The organism is Nereida sp., from assembly GCF_965655635.1.
Classification (GTDB): Bacteria; Pseudomonadota; Alphaproteobacteria; order Rhodobacterales; family Rhodobacteraceae; genus Nereida.
This window is the reverse complement of record NZ_CBFHHE010000010.1, coordinates 48,645-68,560: the sequence shown is the minus strand read 5'-3', so window position 1 is coordinate 68,560 and position 19,916 is coordinate 48,645. Positions and strand designations below refer to the sequence as shown.

At 54.7% G+C, this 19,916-nt stretch carries 17 protein-coding genes, 3 tRNA genes and 1 pseudogene; 15 read left to right on the top strand and 6 right to left on the bottom strand.

The annotated features are described in order from the left end of the window. Positions 1-2,210: cytochrome c peroxidase (locus ACTF5M_RS05255; protein ID WP_438960017.1), on the bottom strand; the 2,210-nt coding region annotated here is incomplete at its 3' end. 21 nt (positions 2,211-2,231) lie between these two features. On the opposite strand from ACTF5M_RS05255, the pseudogene ACTF5M_RS05250 reads away from it, so the two are divergent. Next, positions 2,232-2,676: pseudogene (locus tag ACTF5M_RS05250) on the top strand (tetratricopeptide repeat protein). A 64-nt stretch (positions 2,677-2,740) separates the two neighbouring features. On the opposite strand, the gene ACTF5M_RS05245 reads toward ACTF5M_RS05250, so the two are convergent. Continuing rightward, positions 2,741-2,920, bottom strand: coding sequence for a hypothetical protein (locus ACTF5M_RS05245; protein WP_438960016.1), 180 nt, complete (start codon positions 2,918-2,920; stop codon positions 2,741-2,743). Here ACTF5M_RS05245 and lon point away from each other — a divergent pair. After that, a complete protein-coding gene (gene lon / locus ACTF5M_RS05240) occupies positions 2,919-5,324 on the top strand; it encodes an endopeptidase La (protein WP_438960015.1) in 2,406 nt (801 codons plus the stop codon). The two genes, ACTF5M_RS05245 and lon, sit on opposite strands and share 2 nt — an antisense overlap. 201 nt (positions 5,325-5,525) lie before the next feature. Here the strand turns inward: lon and ACTF5M_RS05235 are convergent, their stop codons facing one another. After that, positions 5,526-5,705 carry a hypothetical protein gene (locus ACTF5M_RS05235; RefSeq protein ID WP_438960014.1) on the bottom strand — a complete coding sequence of 60 codons (180 nt, stop codon included), beginning with the start codon at positions 5,703-5,705 and terminating at the stop codon, positions 5,526-5,528. A gap of 354 nt (positions 5,706-6,059) precedes the next feature. Here ACTF5M_RS05235 and ACTF5M_RS05230 point away from each other — a divergent pair, with 354 nt between their 5' ends. The 5 genes from ACTF5M_RS05230 (at position 6,060) to ACTF5M_RS05210 (ending at position 7,503) form a co-directional block, all read left to right on the top strand. Further along, entirely contained in the window at positions 6,060-6,353 is a 294-nt protein-coding gene (locus ACTF5M_RS05230) for an HU family DNA-binding protein (RefSeq protein WP_438960013.1), read from the top strand. Between the two features lie 60 nt (positions 6,354-6,413). Beyond that, entirely contained in the window at positions 6,414-7,001 is a 588-nt protein-coding gene (locus tag ACTF5M_RS05225) for a histidine phosphatase family protein (protein ID WP_438960012.1), read from the top strand. 55 nt (positions 7,002-7,056) lie between these two features. Further along, positions 7,057-7,132: transfer RNA gene (locus ACTF5M_RS05220), tRNA-Val, on the top strand. Between the two features lie 183 nt (positions 7,133-7,315). Continuing rightward, a tRNA-Asp gene (locus ACTF5M_RS05215) sits at positions 7,316-7,392 on the top strand. Between the two features lie 34 nt (positions 7,393-7,426). After that, a tRNA-Asp gene (locus tag ACTF5M_RS05210) sits at positions 7,427-7,503 on the top strand. Positions 7,504-7,648: 145 nt separating this feature from the next. Here ACTF5M_RS05210 and ACTF5M_RS05205 read toward each other — a convergent pair. Beyond that, positions 7,649-9,025: a M20/M25/M40 family metallo-hydrolase gene (locus ACTF5M_RS05205; RefSeq protein WP_438960011.1), complete on the bottom strand. Its 1,377-nt coding sequence runs from the start codon at positions 9,023-9,025 to the stop codon at positions 7,649-7,651. 108 nt (positions 9,026-9,133) lie between these two features. Here ACTF5M_RS05205 and ACTF5M_RS05200 point away from each other — a divergent pair, with 108 nt between their 5' ends. The 6 genes from ACTF5M_RS05200 to ACTF5M_RS05175 all read left to right on the top strand — a co-directional run bounded on the left by ACTF5M_RS05200 (position 9,134) and on the right by ACTF5M_RS05175 (position 15,304). After that, a complete protein-coding gene (locus tag ACTF5M_RS05200) occupies positions 9,134-9,712 on the top strand; it encodes a 5-aminolevulic acid synthase (RefSeq protein WP_438960010.1) in 579 nt (192 codons plus the stop codon). An 85-nt stretch (positions 9,713-9,797) separates the two neighbouring features. Further along, complete coding sequence (gene hemA / locus ACTF5M_RS05195; RefSeq protein ID WP_438960009.1) at positions 9,798-11,021, top strand: 5-aminolevulinate synthase; 1,224 nt, start codon at positions 9,798-9,800, stop codon at positions 11,019-11,021. Positions 11,022-11,127: 106 nt separating this feature from the next. After that, positions 11,128-12,669: a helix-turn-helix domain-containing protein gene (locus ACTF5M_RS05190; protein WP_438960008.1), complete on the top strand. Its 1,542-nt coding sequence runs from the start codon at positions 11,128-11,130 to the stop codon at positions 12,667-12,669. 146 nt (positions 12,670-12,815) lie between these two features. After that, on the top strand, positions 12,816-13,937 hold the full coding sequence (gene ispG, locus ACTF5M_RS05185; protein ID WP_438960007.1) for a flavodoxin-dependent (E)-4-hydroxy-3-methylbut-2-enyl-diphosphate synthase: 1,122 nt from the start codon (positions 12,816-12,818) through the stop codon (positions 13,935-13,937). 62 nt (positions 13,938-13,999) lie between these two features. Continuing rightward, complete coding sequence (locus tag ACTF5M_RS05180) at positions 14,000-14,581, top strand: hypothetical protein (RefSeq protein ID WP_438960006.1); 582 nt, start codon at positions 14,000-14,002, stop codon at positions 14,579-14,581. Positions 14,582-14,605: 24 nt separating this feature from the next. Beyond that, the gene (locus ACTF5M_RS05175) at positions 14,606-15,304 is read left to right on the top strand and encodes a sensor histidine kinase (protein WP_438960005.1); all 699 of its coding nucleotides are present in this window, start codon (positions 14,606-14,608) and stop codon (positions 15,302-15,304) included. On the opposite strand, the gene ACTF5M_RS05170 is transcribed toward ACTF5M_RS05175, so the two are convergent. Together ACTF5M_RS05170 and ACTF5M_RS05165 are read right to left on the bottom strand one after the other, a co-directional pair. After that, positions 15,301-16,056 (bottom strand): DsbA family protein, encoded by a 756-nt coding sequence (locus ACTF5M_RS05170; protein ID WP_438960004.1) that lies wholly within the window; start codon positions 16,054-16,056, stop codon positions 15,301-15,303. The genes ACTF5M_RS05175 and ACTF5M_RS05170 overlap by 4 nt on opposite strands. Next, positions 16,056-17,372: a M48 family metalloprotease gene (locus ACTF5M_RS05165; protein ID WP_438960003.1), complete on the bottom strand. Its 1,317-nt coding sequence runs from the start codon at positions 17,370-17,372 to the stop codon at positions 16,056-16,058. The genes ACTF5M_RS05170 and ACTF5M_RS05165 overlap by 1 nt, the downstream gene beginning before the upstream one ends. Positions 17,373-17,432: 60 nt before the next feature. On the opposite strand from ACTF5M_RS05165, the gene ACTF5M_RS05160 reads away from it, so the two are divergent. Further along, positions 17,433-18,611 carry a pyridoxal phosphate-dependent aminotransferase gene (locus ACTF5M_RS05160; protein WP_438960002.1) on the top strand — a complete coding sequence of 393 codons (1,179 nt, stop codon included), beginning with the start codon at positions 17,433-17,435 and terminating at the stop codon, positions 18,609-18,611. A gap of 18 nt (positions 18,612-18,629) precedes the next feature. Further along, on the top strand, positions 18,630-19,904 hold the full coding sequence (locus tag ACTF5M_RS05155; RefSeq protein WP_438960001.1) for an N-acetylmuramoyl-L-alanine amidase: 1,275 nt from the start codon (positions 18,630-18,632) through the stop codon (positions 19,902-19,904). Positions 19,905-19,916 lie beyond the last annotated feature (12 nt).

Sequence of the window (19,916 nt, the reverse complement as noted above, 5' to 3'; positions counted from 1 at the left end):
CGGCGGATCCCGCGTGGGCCAAACTCGGCCTGTGCAAGGCCCATGATGAACACGTCAGCACCAGTAGGACGGCCGAAAGTACCCCATCCGTCATGACGCCCTGATAGGGAAAAGAGCACAGAAGCACGTGGCCCAATAAGATCGTTGTCCATGCCGATGACTTGCATCACGTCAAATTGCGCCGAAGGGAACGCCGCACGAAGGCCCATCCATGTCTTGTCGACAAACGGCGTCCCGTGCCCGTCAGAGTGACGCCAGTAGTGTCCTTCCACGGCGCGGTCCATGTTGCGGGTCACAGTGCCAAAGTCGGCCTGCATCAATGCAGTCAGATGTTGAGCATATTGCGCGCCCCATGGGTTGTCATTGCCCCGTCCTGTGTAGGGGCCTTGGCTATCAATCGCAGGCGTGAAGGGCCGCACGCAAGCATCAGGGCCACCTTCGCGACTGATCAGGTCACGGGTCCAGTCCACAATGTCTTGGCCCATCTGCTCAACAATTGCGCTTTGATCGCGCACAAGCCATTCGTCATCAATCTGATTTGCCTGTGCGTGACAGTTGGCAATGATCCGGTAGCTTAGATTGCGCCCCGTGGGATTGCCGTACATGCCTGCACCTTCATGGGTGGCGGTGCACAGTAGCCTATGGGACGACAAAAGCGCATCGTTGGGTGCGTCGCACCAGATGACGTCTTCGCCGTAAAGCTGACGGTTGGGAAATTCGGACAACGTCGCCATGGTTGCGGGGATAACGCCCGCATTGCCAATCACCATAGAGGCAGGAGAGCGTACATGGATGGTATCGCTGTAATAGTGGTTAAGCGTGTGGATGCCGCGATCTTCCCAAATGTCTTTGGTGCATCCCAGAATATAATCAGTGGCATCACGCCAACGGGGATCAAACCCGGGTCTAAATGGGGTGTCGGCGGTGGTTCGTTTGGTGTCAGTCAACGGGAAGTCCTGATGGTACTGTCTCCGGCCGTCCCAATGGTCGATCATATGGAGATGGGTCGGTGAGGGTTTTGAGAAAAGCAATAATTTGGTCAATCTCTGTCTGAGTTCGCGCGGGGATGTCAATATCAAGGACGCTGCTCTGTCGCGCCATCTCGCGGGTGTCGGACTGTATGACGAAATCAATGACAGCAATATGGGGCGCTGGGGCAGGGATGCATCGCTACGCTGCCACGCGCTACGTTCGGCCCATGGATTAAGGTGGTGTTTGATCATACGCTCTAAGCTCGGGTAGGCACCGTTATGACCGTAGGGCGCTGTTACAGCGACATTGCGCAAAGAGGGCGTTTTGAACCGGTAGGCATCCTCAAGACGGTCGCTTTTGCCCATTCGGCCCACATCGCGGGGGATGGGATCAAATCTACGGGTACGGCTAGGCCCAAAAGCGGGCAGGCCAAGGGCACGGAACGCACCGTCTGAAAAGAGAGGGCCAGAGTGGCAAGCCGAGCAGCCAGCATCACCGAAAAACAGCTCTTTGCCTGCGGCGGCTGGGGGCGATAACGGGGTGCCACTGCGCAAATGTTGATCATGGAGCGTGTCGGTGCTGGTCCATTCCGAGATGATGAATGCCCCAAGCGCGTTGCCGATGTGCACGATTGTAATGTCGCGGGGGGATGATACATCCGCAAACGCTTGCGCAAACATATCGACGTACTCAGGAATGGCGGCCACGCGTTCTGCGATCAGCGGCCATGCACGGTCTATACGGATTTGTGTAGCGTGGATAATGTCATTCTCGCCCAAATTGCCCGCCATCTCGAATTGGGCTGTCATTGGAAACAGGGCTTGAGCCGCCACGATATTATCAAGGCCGCTGGGCAGCCATTCCTCGGCGGGGGAGTTGAAACCATTCCCGTAAAGATCGCTTACTGAGAGCCGACCATCGTGGAACAGTACTTTCACATCGCGGTGTCCGATGTTCCAAAGTGCGGGTGCATTGCGCGGAATGCGCTTGCGGATCAGGTCTTTGCCTTGCCCGACTGTACGCTTTGGGCCAACGCCTGTGCCGCCTTCACCAATGCCAAGGCTAAGCCCATCGGTACCGGCTTGGTCATGGTGATGGCACGTCCCGCAACTGATGTTGCGATTTCCCGACAGCACTTTATCGTAAAACAATAGCCGACCGATTTGTGCCTGTTCTGGATCGGCGGGCAGAAAATCATCAGCTGACAGTGGCGTCTGTGCAAATGCATGCGCAGCCAAACAGCCAAGGAGAGCAATGAGATGCGCCAGTTTTTGCGTGCAAGTGTGATAAGTGTTGCGTGTGTTTTTGCCTCTGCTCTGGCGGCTGTGGCCGATATTGAACATGCGCGTGATCTGATGGAGGCCGGAGAGTATGAGCGCGCAATGGAAGCTTTTTGGCCTGCGGAGCGGTCTGGCAACGCTGATGCCGAAGAGCTGATCGGTGTGATGTACGCCCCTTGGATTGGGGGTTGAGAAAGACAGTGCCCGCGCATTTGATTGGTACCTGCGCAGCGCCATGAAGGGCCACCCGGGCGCGCAAAGCGGTGTTGCTTGGTACTATGAGGTCGGCCTTGGCATGCCCCAGCCTGACCTGATGCGGGCCTACATGTGGTACGTGCTGAGCGCGATCGGCGGTGATCCGGACGCGGCTATTTCGCAAGACGAGGTGGTGAAAAAAATGACGCAAGCGTACCGGTTAACGTAGCGTAGTCTGGCTTGAGTGTTTTTCGCAAGGCTGCATATTTACCAATAAATCTTGAACCAGAGCCTCATTCGCGCCTTGTGCGTGCCGCACGCTCGGGGCAAACTGCCAGACGACATGACAGCACGGGCTTGAAAACGGCGGCAGAACGCCCCATTTCAAACCCTGATCGGGGACGGTCGAATGTGTTGGATTGCTGCATCTGTGGGGTCCCTGCCGTCTGCCAGCCAAAAGGAAAATTTTTCATGCAAGATCCGTTGAATTCATCTTATCCTGTTCTGCCGTTGCGCGACATTGTTGTGTTTCCGCATATGATCGTGCCGCTCTTTGTGGGCCGTGATAAATCTGTACGCGCCTTGGAAGAGGTGATGGCCGACGACAAACAAATCTTGCTCGCCAGCCAAGTTGACCCGTCCGCCGATGATCCAGACACAGATGGCATCTACAAAGCGGGTGTTTTGGCGAATGTCTTGCAGCTTTTGAAATTGCCCGATGGCACCGTAAAAGTGTTGGTTGAAGGTGTCGCACGAGTGCGCATTTCTGAATACCTTGAAAATGACAGCTTCTTTGAAGCTAGCGCAGAATATCTGACCGAGCTGCCCGGTGATGCGGACACCGTTGAGGCGCTTGTGCGTACTGTGGGCGAGGAATTTGCACGCTACGCCAAAGTCAAAAAGAACGTCCCCGAGGAGGCGCTTACAGCCGTTGAGGAGGCCGAGGAGCCTGCGAAGCTGGCTGATTTGGTTGCAGGTCATTTGGGCATTGAAGTCGATGAAAAGCAAAAGCTTCTCGAAACCCTGAACATTGCCGAACGTCTGGAACAGATTTTTGCGCTAATGCAGGGCGAGATGTCTGTTTTGCAGGTCGAAAAGAAGATCAAGACCCGTGTTAAGTCCCAAATGGAACGGACGCAGCGCGAGTATTATTTGAATGAGCAAATGAAAGCCATTCAGAAAGAGCTTGGCGACGGCGAAGAGGGCGCTGGCGAAGTTGCCGAGTTCGAGGCAAAAGTTATTGCCACCAAGCTGTCCAAAGAAGCACGTGAAAAAGCTGACGCTGAGATCAAGAAGCTCAAGAACATGTCACCCATGTCCGCCGAAGCGACCGTGGTGCGCAACTATCTTGACTGGATGCTGTCTATTCCGTGGGGAAAGAAGTCCCGCGTGAAAAAAGACCTTGGCCACGCGCAAAAGGTTTTAGACACGGATCACTACGGTTTGGACAAAGTAAAAGAGCGCATTGTCGAGTATCTTGCGGTGCAGCAACGCTCAGCCAAGCTGAAGGGGCCGATCATGTGCCTTGTGGGCCCTCCCGGTGTGGGTAAAACCTCACTTGGTAAATCTGTGGCGCGCGCGACGGGCCGCGAGTTTATCCGCATCTCTCTTGGGGGTGTGCGGGACGAATCCGAGATCCGTGGACACCGTCGGACGTATATTGGCTCAATGCCAGGTAAGATCATTCAGGCGTTGAAGAAGGCGAAAACTACCAATCCGCTCATTTTGCTCGATGAAATCGACAAGATGGGGCAAGACTTCCGTGGTGATCCGGCCTCTGCGATGCTTGAAGTGCTTGATCCAGAGCAAAATGGCACATTTGTCGATCACTACCTTGAGGTGGAATACGACTTGTCCAACGTGATGTTCCTGACAACGGCGAACTCTTATAACATGCCGGGTCCGCTTTTGGACCGGATGGAGATCATTAGCCTGTCGGGATACACAGAGAATGAAAAAGCCGAGATAGCCAAGCAGCATCTGATTGAGAAGCAGAAAAAGAACCACGGCCTGCGCAAGGGTGAGTTCGAGTTGAGCGATGATGGTCTGACGGGTGTGATCCAAACCTACACCCGCGAGGCGGGTGTGCGGAACCTTGAGCGTGAGTTGGCCAAGATTGCCCGTAAAGCAGTCACGAAGATCATTAAGAAAGAGGCGGAGACCGTAACAGTTACCGCTGACAACCTTGATGAGTTCTTAGGCGTGCCGAAGTACAAACACGGTCTTGCGGAAAAAGAGGACCAGATAGGTGTCGTCACAGGTCTTGCCTACACGTCTGTTGGTGGCGAGCTGTTGTCAATCGAAGCGCTGAGCCTGCCGGGCAAGGGCCGGATGAAGACCACAGGTAAGCTTGGAGATGTGATGAAGGAATCCATCGATGCGGCGTCGTCGTACGTACGCTCGGTTAGCCCTGCGATTGGTGTGAAGCCGACGAAGTTTGATGCCGTGGATATCCACGTACACGTCCCCGACGGTGCGACGCCCAAAGACGGGCCAAGCGCAGGTTTGGCGATGGTGACGTCTATTGTATCGGTGTTGACCAAGATTCCAGTGCGCAAAGATATCGCAATGACTGGTGAGGTATCGCTGCGCGGGAACGCCATGCCGATTGGTGGGCTGAAAGAAAAACTTTTGGCGGCGCTGCGTGGGGGCATCAAAACTGTGCTTATCCCGCAAGAAAACCTTAAGGACCTGCCGGACATTCCTGACAACGTCAAAGAAGGTCTTGAGATTATCGCGGTGTCCCACGTGACAGAAGTTCTTGAGCATGCGCTGATCCGCCAACCCGAAGCGATTGAATGGGATGAAGCGGCAGAAGAGGCGGCAGCCGCAGCTTTGGCGGCAAAAGCCTCTGCGACAGGTGCGACTGCGCATTAGGCAATTGCCTGTTTAGCAGAGCGATAAAATACGAAAGGGCCGCAGGTTTTCTGCGGCCTTTTTTGTTTGTGAAGTTTTCGCCTGGGCGTTGTATCAGTGGGGATCGTTACCTTGGGGCTTTCGCACACCCGCCGTCATAAACGAAAAAGGCCCGCCGAAATGGCAGGCCTTTCTCTAATTCTTTCGACTAAGCGCTCAGGCTTAGCTTGCAGCTGCGAGCAACAAAAGCGCCATGATTGGAACCAGGATGCCTTGTGAGCTGCTTGATGTTGTATCAGCAGCGATAACTTCTGGAGCAACCATTGCGTCGGACAGGCCGCCAGCGAATGTTGGTGTTGCGAATGCCAGTACTGCACATGTTGTGATAAAGGTTTTTTTCATTTTGTAAGCTTTCATATACCGCAAGTTTATAACTATAGCCCTGTCATATCATCTTGGTGGTCATGGTCAATTATTGTGTAAAATATGACTTAATTCGCCGCAAAACTGCCCAAAAGTGGTGCGCAGACACAACAGGTGGGTACGCGGCAGGCTCAATTAACCCTTTGCATATATCGGGTGTAGCTGGTCTGCGGGCTTTGCGCTAGGCTGCTAGTGTATTGGAAACGTTTAATAAGTAGGAGGCCGCATTATGGCCAAGACACCTAAATCATCGGTTCAAACGGCTGTATCCACAGCAAAGGGAAAATATCAGGAACAACAGCAGACACAACCGTTGGATCCAACGTTGTGGCGGTGAAAACGGGGATAGGCTCGGCACCGGTCGAGGTAACGCCTAGCCTTCGCAAAAAGGAATTGATCAATCGTGTCGTGAGTAAAGGCGGTGCAAAGCGTAAAGACGCTAAACCTGTTGTTGAGGCCATGCTTGATGTTCTTGGGGACGCGTTGGCACAGGGCGAGGAACTCAATCTGCAACCTTTTGATAAGCTGAAGATTAATCGACAAAAAGAAATGGCTGGTGCAAAAGTGTTTGTCTGCAAAATTAGGCAACGCAAAACGGTGCAGCGAACTGGCGCAGACACCGAATAATAGCTGGATCGTGATAGGGACCACCCCAGCCTGATCCAAGACAATCGAGGTAAAGCTGAGATGAACAAAACCTATCCGGACCTATTGATCATGCGCCACGGCGAAACGGAGTGGAACCGTGAAAGCCGTATGCAGGGTGCTCTTGATAGCAGCCTGACGCGACTTGGCAGACAGCAGGCGGCTGCGCAACACGCGATACTCCAGCGTATTGGGGTTGATGGGTGGCGCGTGCTAAGCAGCCCCCAAGGTCGGGCTTTGCAAACTGCTGAAATTGCCGTGGCGGGTTTAGGCGAAATTGAGACAGATGACCGTCTTGCTGAAATCACCGTTGGCACATGGTCAGGGCGCCTGCGTCAGGACTGCCTTGCGGAGCTGCCAAGCGATGCAGTGGTTGAAGATACGCCGGACGGGGCGCTCGCGCTTTACAAATACGCGCCGCAGGGCGAGGGGTTTGAGGCCCTTCGTGTCCGTGCGCAATCATTACTTGATAGTTTGACAGGGCCGACCGTGCTTATCACCCACGGGATTACCAGCCGAATGCTGCGAGCGGTCATTTTGGGGCAAGCTACAGAAAACCTTGGGAAATTGCCGGGCGGGCAGGGTGTTGTGTACCGCCTGAGCGGCGGTGTTCAGACAAAACTCGAATAAGGGTGAAAAAGGGGGTTGCAGCGCCCAAAGGTTTGGCGCTAATACACCGCTCATCGGGTCGTTAGCTCAGTTGGTAGAGCGCTTCCTTTACACGGAAGATGTCGGGAGTTCGAGCCTCTCACGACCCACCATTCCCCCCCCCGATATTCTATTTATGTTTCAAATGCGCTGCGCATAATTTACGTTTTTATAACTTCAACTACAGTCACCGAAATAATTGAATTTTTGTTACAAAATGCCGCGACTTCCGCTTGACGGGGTGGCGGTGCGTGGGTATCTGCACGGAACGCGTCAGGTTTGGCGTGTAGCAGTGGGCGGTTGTAGCTCAGTTGGTTAGAGTACCGGCCTGTCACGCCGGGGGTCGCGGGTTCGAGCCCCGTCAACCGCGCCACCGCTGCTAAGTCCAAACCAAACGTGTGAGATGCGCGGTTGTAGCTCAGTTGGTTAGAGTACCGGCCTGTCACGCCGGGGGTCGCGGGTTCGAGCCCCGTCAACCGCGCCACTCTCACCTTTTTCACACATTAATAGCTCTCGTTGGACTACTACCTCTTCGGTTGCTTCAGTGTGCGCGTTGTTCACCGTTTATGAAAAAAGCGCGGTGGTTGTTCACCACCGCGCTTTGATTTGTTTTGCAGATTATTGATCACCTACAGTGATAGCGCGTCCAGCACCCTTGCCCAACTGCGCATCCCTTTGTGGAAACTTTCAAGGTCATATTTTTCGTTGGGTGAGTGGATTGCATCATCATCGCGGCCAAAACCAATCAACATCGCGTCTGTGTCCAATTCGGTTTTGAAGTGTCCCGCGATCGGAATTGAGCCTCCGCAGCCCACAAACGCCGCAGGGTTTGGCCACTCATCCGACAGAGCAAGACGCGCTTTTTCAAAAGCCGGATCAGCCGTGGACATTTGCACGGCTGATGAATTTCCGTGGCCTTTGAATTCAACGCTACAATCCGCAGGGAGGGCATCTTGGACCATTTGGCGGAACGCTGCACGGATCGCGTGGGGGTCTTGAGTGCCAACAAGGCGGAAGCTAATTTTTGCGCTGGCTTTCGACGGCAGCACGGTTTTGAACCCGTCGCCAGTGTAGCCTGCGTTGATGCCGTTCACCTCACAAGTTGGGCGCGCCCATAACATTTCAAGGGCGGTTTTGCCCTGCTCTCCGGCCAGCTCAGACAGGCCGACTGCGTTAAGAAACGCCGCATCATCAAAGTTCAAATCTTCCCACTGCTTTTGCAGCTCAGGCGACATTTCAGGCACGCCCTCATAAAAGCCGGGCACAGTCACGCGCCCTTCAGCGTCATGCAGCGAGGCAATGATTTTTGACAGCACGCGAATAGGGTTAATGGCAGCCCCGCCGTACATGCCAGAATGAAGGTCAATCCGTGGTCCTGTGATGGTAAGCTCTTCGCCTAAAAGGCCACGCAGTTGTGTTGAGATAGCAGGTGTTTTGGGGTCGAACATGCCCGTATCGCAGATCAGCGCCAGATCAGATGACAGCTCATCTTTGTTTTCGCGCATGAACGGGATCAAAGATGGCGATCCGCTTTCTTCTTCGCCTTCAAAGAAAAAGCTGACGTTGATGGGCAGGCTTCCGTGCACAGTAATCCACGCGCGACACGCCTCCACAAAGGTCATCAACTGGCCTTTATCATCTGCCGCACCGCGCCCGCGAATGACTTTGCCCACATCCGTATCTTCAAGCGCTGGCGCGAATGGGTCACTATGCCAAAGATCAAGCGGATCAACGGGTTGCACGTCATAGTGGCCATAGAATGTGACGTGTTTACCCGTCCCGTTTGTATGACCAACCACCATTGGATGGCCCGGTGTTGCGCGTTTTGTTGCGGTCACACCCATTGAAGCCAAATCACTTACCAACCAATCTGCGGCTGCGTCACAGTGTTCTTTGAAAGTGGGGTCTGTTGAAATCGACGGGACGCGCATCAACTCGAAAAGGCGCTCGGTCGCGGCGCTGAGATTTTCGTCGATGTGAGACAGGACAGGATCGAGATTGGACATGCTAGCGCCTTATTTTAGCTAAGTTTTGCCGCACCCTAGGAGCCTTTGGTGGACCTGTCCAGAAAGTGGATATAGGTTAACAGAAATTGAGAACAAAGGAGCGAAATCATGCGTATTGTTGGGGCGATTGGAGTGTTTTCGCTGTGTGTATTCGGGCAAGTTGCAGGCGCAGATCCGGTCAGTAATGCTGAGGCGAAAGCGCAATTATTCAGCCTTAAGGGCCGTGAAGTAGAATTGATCACCTGCGACTGGCTGACACCTGATAATGCGGCGTTGGTTGAACAAGTGGCCGAACAACAGTTGTATTACGCAGCGATTGCCGCATCACCAGATGATGGGATCCTGAACCCAGCTACGATCGCTGCGGCCAACGATCACACGATGGACGTCGCCCGGGCTAAAGCGTTGTCAGCTTGTGACGCGGCTAAAAGGGGCCAAACCGCCTGCGAGATCGTTGCAATGGTACGCCCGCGAAATTTTGAGCCGGTTGATCTGACTTTATCGCACGGCGCTACAGAAGCATGGCGCAAATCGTACCGCCGCGTGCGCGGTGAGAAGGCGTTTGCTATCTCTCCCACAGTGGGGACTTTTATCGTTGCAACCGGTGAAGGGGCCGCGTCTGCGGCGCTTAGTGCATGTGCTGAGCAGGCCCAAACGGACGACTGTCTCATCGCTATTCAGGATTGATCTGACGCAAAGTGACAAAATGTAGCGTGTGCTAGTGGATTTCTGGACACTATGTACTTTATAAGCGCCCTATCGGGAGAGACATATGACGTTTGACACACAGCTAGATGCAGCCCTGCAACGCCTTCACGATGAAGGGCGTTACCGCACGTTTATTGATATTGAACGGACGCGGGGGCAATATCCGCACGCTGAGTGGACACATCCCGATGGCAGCCGCAAACCAGTCACCGTTTGGTGCGGCAATGATTATTTGGGTATGGGGCAGAATGAAGAAGTGCTGACCGCAATGCATGAGGCGCTTGACGCGACGGGTGCTGGCTCTGGCGGGACGCGCAATATTTCTGGCACGACAGTATATCACAAACGGCTTGAAACGGAGTTGGCGGATCTTCACGGCAAAGAAGCGGCGCTGCTGTTTACGTCCGCTTACATTGCGAATGATGCTACGCTCTCAATGCTTCCCAAACTGTTCCCTGGATTGGTGATTTTGTCTGATGCGTTGAACCACGCGTCGATGATCGAGGGTATTCGCCGTAACGGTGGCGATAAACGTATTTTTAAGCACAACGATTTGGATGATTTACGTGCGCAACTGACTGCGCTGCCTGCGAACACACCGAAACTGATCGCGTTCGAATCAATTTACTCAATGGATGGCGATTTTGCGCCAATCGAAGCAATTTGTGACATCGCCGACGAATTTGGTGCGCTGACCTACATCGACGAAGTGCACGCCGTTGGCATGTACGGCCCGCGCGGTGGCGGTGTGGCTGAACGTGACGGGTTGATGGACCGGATCGATATTATTAACGGCACGTTGGCTAAGGCGTACGGCGTGATGGGGGGATATATAGCGACCTCTGCCAAAATGGCGGATGCTGTGCGCTCCTATGCGCCGGGCTTTATTTTCACAACCTCACTCCCGCCGGCAGTTGCGGCTGGTGCGGCTAAATCAGTGGAAGTTCTGAAGCGTCGCCAAGACCTTCGCGATGTCCATCAGACGCAAGCGGCTATTTTGAAGACGCGCTTCAAGGCGCTTGGCCTGCCTGTGATTGACCACGGCAGCCACATTGTGCCGCTGATTGTTGGCGATCCGGTGCATACGAAAGTGCTGTCTGATCACTTGTTGCAAGACCATGGCATTTACGTGCAGCCCATTAATTTTCCAACGGTTCCGCGCGGTACCGAGCGTCTGCGCTTTACGCCGTCACCGGTTCATGGACGTTCAGAAATTGATGCATTAGTAAGCGCATTGGACAGTCTGTGGTCCCATTGTGCGCTGAATCGCGCTGACTTAACCGGTTAGAATCATACTGCTGTACTCCTGTTTGTTATGTGTTAATAAAGTGTTAGTTAGCGTGGGGGCACCTCGAATCGCGTGTGCGATTTCGGTAATTGTGGTAGGGCAGGCTATGATCGGGCGCATTTTTGCACCGCAGGAGGTAGAAGAAGAAATCGTCGCACCCAAAGGGTTCGATGATTTTGAGCTGAAACTTGGCGACATGATGCGCGGCGAGCGTGCTACCCTTGGAAAATCCCTTCTTGATGTACAGCGTGAGCTTAAGATCAAAGCAGGGTATATTTCGGCCATCGAAAACTGTGATCCCACAGAGTTCGACGGCCCCGGTTTCATCGCAGGCTATGTGCGCTCCTACGCACGTTATTTACAGATGGACCCTGAGTTCGCCTTTCAGAAGTTCTGTGAAGAAAGCGGTTTTGTCACGGCACATGGCATGTCGTCTGAGGCCTCGAGCCCGCGCCCCGTAGCACCTTTGGCAGCCTCCGCACACCGTAATGTATTCGACGACTCTTCTACGCCGTTCGTGCCCAAAGCCGACCCGTTTTTTGCGCGCATTGATGCGGGGGCCATTGGTACTGTCTCTGTCATGATTGCGCTAATCGGTGGCATGGGTTTTGGTGGCATATCCATTTTGCGCCAAGTCCAGCAAGTTGAATTCACACCGGTTGAGCAGATCCCTGTGGTCGCCTCAAGCATCGACCCACTTTCGCCTGCGCCGCAGCTAAATACTGGCGCGTCGGGTTCTGGGATCCAAACCGCTGCACTTGCGCCTGCGCGCAACAACGATGCGCTAGACCGTTTATACCGCCCTGAGGCGCTTGATGTGCCGGTCTTCACCCCGCGTGATGCGCCGATTGCTACTATTGATCCAGGCACAGTCGGCACATTCGCCACAAGTGGCGGTGATTTTGCCGCCTTGAATGTTCCTGCGGATGCGTCGCAGGTGCAAGTGGTAGACGGCCCCGCACCGGAAGTGGTTCTGTTTGCCGTGAACCCGACATGGGTGCGCGTGCGAAGCGCCGATGGGTCTATCTTGTTTGAGAAAGTTCTCGAAAAAGGTGAAAACTATGCGCTGCCAGTAACCGAAGAGACGCCCGTTTTGCGGGCAGGCAATTCGGGATCTCTTTATTTCAAGGTTAACGGGCAAATCGTTGGGCCCGCAGGGCAGGGCGCAACGACTGTAAACAACGTGCAACTTGCGTCTGCTGACCTGAGTGCAGCCTATTCTGTTGCCGACCCTCTGGAAGATAGTGAGCTGTTCTCGCTGCTCGAAAATCTTGATGCGCCTGATGTTTTGCCGCGCCCGCGCACCCGCTCTATTGAGAGCATCGCGGCGGCAAAAGGCAGTGTAAGCCTTATTGCATCGAAACCTTCATGGGTGCGGATTACGGACGCAAAAGGTACGCGCGTTTTCGAGAAGACTCTGCAGCCCGGTGAGCAATACACTCTTCCTGCGGATGTGGACGCTCCGCTATTGCGGGCGGGTAATTCAGGCGCGCTCTACCTCAAGCTTGGTGATGCGCTGGTTGGTCCCGTTGGGTCGGGTTCGGCAACGGCGCGCAATGTGTCGCTTACGGCGTCAGATATCAGTGCGAAGTATTCGGTTGTGGACACGGACGCATCACCGTCATTGAAAGCGCTGCTTGATCAATAGGCCGCTGACGAAAGTGCCAAATTCCACTTTTCTCTGGCGTGAAATTTCGTATCACTGTGTAAGAAATCCGCTTGCGGTGAACTCAGACGTGGCGCTTGCCCACGCGGCACTGTAAGGTACGGTTGACACTTAAAGAAGGCCGCCAGATGTCCATCAATCACGTTCGTCCATGGAAAAACATTTACCGTCGTAAGAGCCGCCAGATTATGGTGGGCTCGGTTCCGGTGGGGGGCGATGCTCCGATTGCTGTGCAGACCATGACGAACACGCTGACCACAGATATCAAAGGTACCATCGCACAGGTACAGGCGGCGGCTGAGGCGGGCGCTGATATTGTGCGCGTTTCGGTGCCTGATGAGGCGTCGTCAAAAGCGCTGAAAGAGATTTGTCGCGAAAGCCCCGTACCGATCGTTGCGGACATTCATTTTCATTACAAACGCGGCATTGAGGCGGCTGAGGCCGGTGCTGCGTGCCTGCGGATTAACCCGGGCAACATTGGCGACGAAAAGCGGGTGAAAGAAGTTATCAAAGCGGCACGCAACCACAGTTGTTCAATCAGGATTGGCGTTAACGCGGGTAGTCTTGAAAAGCATTTGCTTGAAAAATACGGCGAGCCGTGCCCCGATGCGATGGTTGAAAGTGGTCTCGATCATATCAAAATTCTGCAAGACAATGATTTTCATGAGTTTAAGATCAGCTGCAAAGCCAGCGACGTCTTTATGTCTGCTGCAGCCTACCAAAAGCTGGCGGATGCAACGGATGCGCCGATCCACCTTGGCATTACTGAGGCAGGTGGCTTGGTCAGCGGCACCATCAAATCTGCGATTGGCTTGGGCAATCTGTTGTGGATGGGCATAGGTGACACCATTCGGGTCAGCCTGTCTGCCGATCCTGTCGAGGAAGTAAAAGTCGGCTTCGAAATTCTAAAATCATTGGGTCTGCGCCACCGCGGCGTCAACATCATCTCGTGCCCCAGTTGTGCCCGCCAAGGCTTTGACGTGATTGAAACCGTTGAGACCCTTGAGCGCCGCCTTGAACATATCAAAACGCCGATGTCGCTGTCGATTATTGGGTGTGTTGTGAACGGTCCCGGCGAAGCGCTGATGACCGATGTTGGGTTTACCGGCGGCGGCGCGGGCAGCGGTATGGTTTATCTGGCGGGTAAGGCCAGCCATAAGATGAACAACGCGGAAATGGTCGATCATATCGTTGAGCAAGTTGAAAAGCGTGCAGAGGCGATTGAAGCGGAGCAACCTGCCGCTGAATAACTTTCAAATTGCGCGTAATTAACATCTGACAGCCGTCAAAGCGGTGTATAAACTGCTGCGTGATGGTAGTTAATTTAGTGCAGCGTCGCTTTGATTTGCGCGGCGTAAAGTCCAACGATAATTTTAGTAATCCCGAGATGTGGCTGCGCCTTCTGATCATGGAGACGGCCTCAATTATGTTGTCTTTGCGGTTGGATGATGCGGCGTTTATGCTGATGTTCGGGGCCTACGGGATTGCGGTTGTTGTATATGCGACCACGGTGAGTTTGATGCGGCGGTATGTCAGCTTTGGGATGTTTTTGTGGGTTGGCCTTTTGTTTGCGGTCACGGTCATCATAATGCTTGGCCTGATCTTGTATCTGTTCGCCTATCCGCAACCCACGGCACAGGTGTTGGGGATGCTGTTGTTTGCGGGTGAGACTGCGCGCTTAGTATCCATTAGGACGATGACAACGACGTTTTTGCGTCTTGAACTGATGCTTTTGATTTTCTGTGCGGCTGGCATGGGAGCTGTGCATTCAGCGCGGGTTGGGTTCTACCCAAATGGTCTTATTATGGTGGTTTCAGTGGCTGGCTTTGGGATGTATCTTGCATATGCAGTGCTTAGATTGTCGAAATTTCGAGTCACCATCACCAACGTTTAGGAAGGTGAGCGTGACGCGGACCGTTTGCGTGCGGTAGGGCAGCTGACGGGTGGTGTTGCCCATGATTTCAATAATTTGCTCGCAGTGATTGTGGGTAACCTTGAGTTGCGCAATACGGCCAAGAACCCGGGGGAGTTGGAAATACTGTTACGTGAGGCAGAGGACGCGGCGTGGCGCGGGGCAGATCTGACAAGCCAGTTACTGGCCTTCTCGCACCGCCCAACCCTTTTGCCGCGCAAGGCCTCCGTTAGCGAGATTTGTGATACGGTTATTACTTTTGCGACACGTTTGTTGGGCGACCGACATCACATTGTACGTGGCATCTTTACGGGACTGCCTGCGATTTATGTGGATGCAGGTAAGCTTGAAACGATCGTGCTAAACCTAATTCTTAATGCCCGCGATGCCATGAAAGACGGAGGGCACATCATGATTGATGCAAGTGCGACCCGCCTGCTTGCTCAAGAAACACTCAGCCTTTGGATCAGTGATACTGGCAACGGGATTGAGCCGCATTTGCTGGAAAAAGTGTTCGAGCCGTATTTCACAACCAAGCCAGTCGGCGAGGGGTCCGGTTTAGGTCTGTCCATGGCCCATGGCTTTATGGAACAGTCAAATGGCCGCCTCGATTTGGTCAGTACAGTGGGCGAGGGTACCCGCGTAGGCCTGCATTTCCCCGTCTACACCGGTGATGAACTTCCAATGCCCGTGTTCGCCGCTTAGCTGCGTTTTTGGCCCACGATATCGCGCATCCCGTCCAAGGAGACATAACCGCGTACCATTTGATCACCCATCACAAAAGTCGGCGTGCCCGTGATGGATAGACGCTGGCCCAGCAGACGGTTGTTATCGATGATCGCCTTCACCTCCACGCCGTTCATCTTTGCCAACACCTCATCACCGTTGAAGCCAAGGCTGCTTGCAAGACGGCCCAATGTGGTGTCAGACGTGCCTTGTTTCAAGCTAATCAGCGCATCATGGGCCAGTTTGTAGGCGTCATTTCCATGCAGCAGCTTTACGGCAATCGCAAATTGCGAACTGCGTAAACTGTCTTGGCCCAAGATCGGGAATTCTTTCACGATGAGGCGGATGTTTTTGTCCGATTGGATTAGCTGCTCAACTTCCGAGTGCGCTTTGCGGCAGTAGCCACAGCGGTAGTCGATAAATTCAACAATCGTCACATCGCCCTCAGGGTTGCCCCCGACCCATGCGTTGGGATCTTCATAAAGCGCCTTGGCGTTTACGGCCAAAAGCTGCGCATCGTTTTGGGCGGCTTGTTGCGCTTGGCGTTGTTCCAGAACTGCAAAGGCTTCCATCAACACGTCTGGGTTCTCGAGTAGGTAGGCGCGAACTTCGGCCCGAAAATCAGCCCGTTCAGCGGGGGTTAACGCAGATAAATCAGTTGCCTGTGCGGCAGTTCCCAGCAGGGCGGTTCCCACCGTAAAGGCGAGGGCTTTGGCAGTTTGACTGATCATCAACGTTTTCCTTTTTCTGAGGTCTTGGCAGCAGCAAGCACATCATTGGCCCGTTGCCAAGGGGCAGAGCCACGGGGCAACAACCCTGCGGCGCGGTTTGCATGTATGGCGGCGTCTTTCAAACGGCCCCGCAACGCATAGCGTTCGGCAATGCTAAGGGACGCCATCCCGTTGTTTCCGGTTTTGGCGTAAGCGGTGCCAAGGTCGCGCAGGATGCGCCCATCAAGAGAATCGCGTGCGCGCGCTCGTTCAAGTGTGTCGCGGGCCTTCGCATTTTGACCCACCGCCAACAGAGCGCGCCCATAGCCGCCCCGAATAAGCGGCTCATTTGGTGCAAGGCGGACAGCGCGGCCGTAGGCAGCAACAGCCGCATCAAAGTCACGACCTTCCAGTTTCAGTTGCCCGTCAAGTTCGTGCACGTAAGGATTATCCGGTGCGTTGGCGACAAGCCGCTTTAGTGTGGCGCGGGTTTTGTCGCGGTCGGGTTTGCGGTGGTGCGCAATTGCTTGGCGCATCAGCGCGACGTGGTCGTTTTGGCCACGGGTACGGCGCAGTGTCCAGCTTGGTGCGCGGGAATAGGCGCTGATCTTGCCTTGGATGATCTCGAACCATGCGGCGTTTAATGCTGGGGTTGGGTAGTCGCCCGCGTTGCCTGCGGCAAATGCTTCAAGGGCCCGAATACGGTCACGGGTCAGCGGATGGGTGCGCACATAAGGGTCCTGACGCCCAATGTTTAGCGCCTCTTGCCCGCGAAAAAGGCGCATCACATCAACGGCAGCACTTGGGTCAATCCCTGCGCGCACCATATAGCGGCCTCCGGATTGATCGGCGCTGCTTTCTTCGGCGCGGGTGTGACCGAAAAAGCGGCGAAGTGCGGAGCCAGATGAACCGACAGCGGCGGCGGCACCTGCCTCTGGACTGCCTGCTGCGGCCCCGATGATCAACGACAAAGCCGTTCCGATGCCTGCAGCGGTGCGCGCATTTTGAAAGTTAGCGGCGCGGCGTGCCAGATGCCCGTTGGCAATGTGGGCCGCTTCATGGGCGATAACGGCCTGCAATTCCTCGACGCGGCCCATGCGCATGATCAGGCCTGAGTGGATGAAAATAGCCGAGCCATCAATCACAAATGCATTGAGCGATTGATTGTCGACCAGCAGAATTTTGGTCCGCGACGCGCTTAGGCCGGCGGCTTGGAAAATGGGTTGCGCAATCGACCGCAGGCCGCGTTCAACTTCTGCGTCGCGCAGCAATGTTACGGCGTAACTGGGGATGGCGGCAATACACAACGCACACGCCAAGATAACTTTCGCCCACATGATGATTGACCTTCGCGTATGGGTTTGGTCTTGAACTCACAATCAGTATCGGAGGGCTTCATGGGAACTTCAAGGCAAGGATCGGTGCGAGGCACGGTTGATCCCTTTATTGTGATGGACGTGATGGCAGAAGCCGCGCGCCTTGAGGCCGAGGGCCGAACCATTATCCACATGGAAGTAGGTCAGCCGGGCACAGGTGCACCTGCGGGCGCACGCGTTGCAGCGGCAAAAGCGATGGAAGACGACGCGCTTGGCTATACTGTCGCCAAAGGTTTGCCCGCGCTTCGTGCGCGTATCAGTCAGCTATACATGGATTGGTACGGTGTTGCAGTAGATCCAGAACGCATCATCATCACCCCGGGTAGCAGCGGCGCGTTTGTCCTGGCGTTTACAGCGCTTTTTGATGCAGGTGACCGCGTGGCGATTGGCGCGCCGGGTTATCCAAGCTACCGCCAGATTTTTAAAGCCCTCAACGTGGAGCCTGTTGATCTGCAAACGCGTGCGGAAAACCGCCTGCAGCCGGTGGCGCAGGATATTTTAGACGCTGCCAAAGACGGTGGGCGCAAGTTTGATGGCATGTTGGTGGCCTCACCGGCCAACCCGTCTGGCACCATGTTGGACCATGATGCGATGCGCGCGCTCATCGAGGCCTGCGCGGCTGAACGTGCTGCCTTTATCAGTGATGAGATTTATCACGGCATTGAATATGAGGCCAAAGCGGTGACGGCGTTGGAGATCAGTGATGACGCGTGGGTCATCAACTCGTTTTCCAAATACTTCAGCATGACCGGCTGGCGCGTGGGTTGGATGGTTGTGCCCCAAGATCAGGTTCGCCGCGTTGAACGCTTGGCTCAAAACATGTTCATTTGTGCGCCTCATGTGGCCCAAGTTGCTGCACTGGCTGCGATGGATTGCGACGAAGAACTGCAGACGAATATGGATGTGTACCGCGAAAACCGTCGCTTGATGTTGGAAGGGTTGCCCAAGGCTGGCTTTGACAAGATCGCACCGCCGGATGGGGCATTTTATGTTTATGCGGATGTCAGTGAGTACACAGATGACAGTCGTGCGTTTGCATCAGAAATTTTGAATGAGGCTGGCGTTGCCGTGACCCCCGGTTTGGATTTCGATCCTGTGCGCGGAGCGACGACCTTGCGGTTTTCATATGCGCGCGGCACGGCCGACATCATCGAAGGGTTGGCGCGACTGACTGCCTTTATGTCCGCGCGTACGGGCTAAGCTTTGCGCCTACGCTGCTTGTCCGCTACTGTTCATGAAACACCAGCACGGTTAGTCATGCCCCGTTTTTCAAACTGTCTCTTTTTGGCTATTACTTTTTGTATCGCTTTGGTTGTGCAGCCATTCGGCCTGTCGGCGCAAACGTTGACGGCACGGGCCGATTTGCGGCTGCAGGACAGCTCTATTTCCCCCATCTGGCGCGGTGTTGATGTGCAATTGTCACTGACCCAAGGTGTCCCGTTTCGTATCAAACATGTAAATGCCCCCCATAGAGTAATCATTGATTTCAATGGGCTGTCTGGAGAAGCTAATGTTGATGATATGATCCGCTCACAACGTGTAACGGATATTGGGTTCGGTCAAATTAGGGCTGGATGGTCGCGGATGGTGCTCACGCTGGATGGGCCGATGACCGTTGGCAAATCGCAGATGCGGATCAAACAAGACGGCAGCGGCGCGATGCTTAGCTTTGTGCTGCGCCAGACGGATGAGGCGGGTTTTGCCGCGGCTGTTGAGGCAGATGGGCGCGGCGTTGCGTTGGCAATTGAGGGCACGTCTGGTGTCCAAGACAGCGCTGCGAATGTGCCCGAACAGGGCCTGACCATTGTTTTGGACCCCGGGCACGGCGGCATTGATCCGGGCGCCGAAGTGCGCCCCTACCAAGAAGCGGCATTGATGCTGAGTTTTGCACGGGCTTTGGGCGAGGCGCTGATCCGCGATGGGCACCGCGTTATTTTGACTCGCAACGATGATGTGTTTGTGTCCCTGCGCGAACGGGTCTCGATTGCCCATAAAACGCACGCAGATGTGTTAATATCGTTGCATGCAGACGCGCTAAGTGGCGGTGGGGCGCGGGGTGCTACGGTTTACACCCTTGCGGATGAGGCGACCGATGCGGCCAGCGCACAGTTGGCCCGCGGTCATGACCGCAGTGATATTCTGGGCGGCGTGGACCTTGTGGGGCAAGACGACACCGTAGCCGGTGTTTTGATTGATTTAGCGCGGCGTGAAACACAACCGCGCGCTGATCGGTTGGCCGAATTATTAGTGGGCGGCATCAAAGCCAGCGTTGATGGCATCAACTCGCGCCCGCGCAGACAGGCGGGCTTTGCGGTGCTCAAAGCGCCAGATATCCCCTCGGTCTTGGTCGAGTTGGGATTTATGTCGGACGCCCAAGATCTTGCAAACTTAACCAACCCCGAATGGCGCGCCCAAGCAATTTTGGGGCTGGTGGATGGGGTTCGCCTTTGGGCGGCTGAGGACGCAGAATTGGCCAAACGGACACGTCAATGAGCGGCGGTCTTT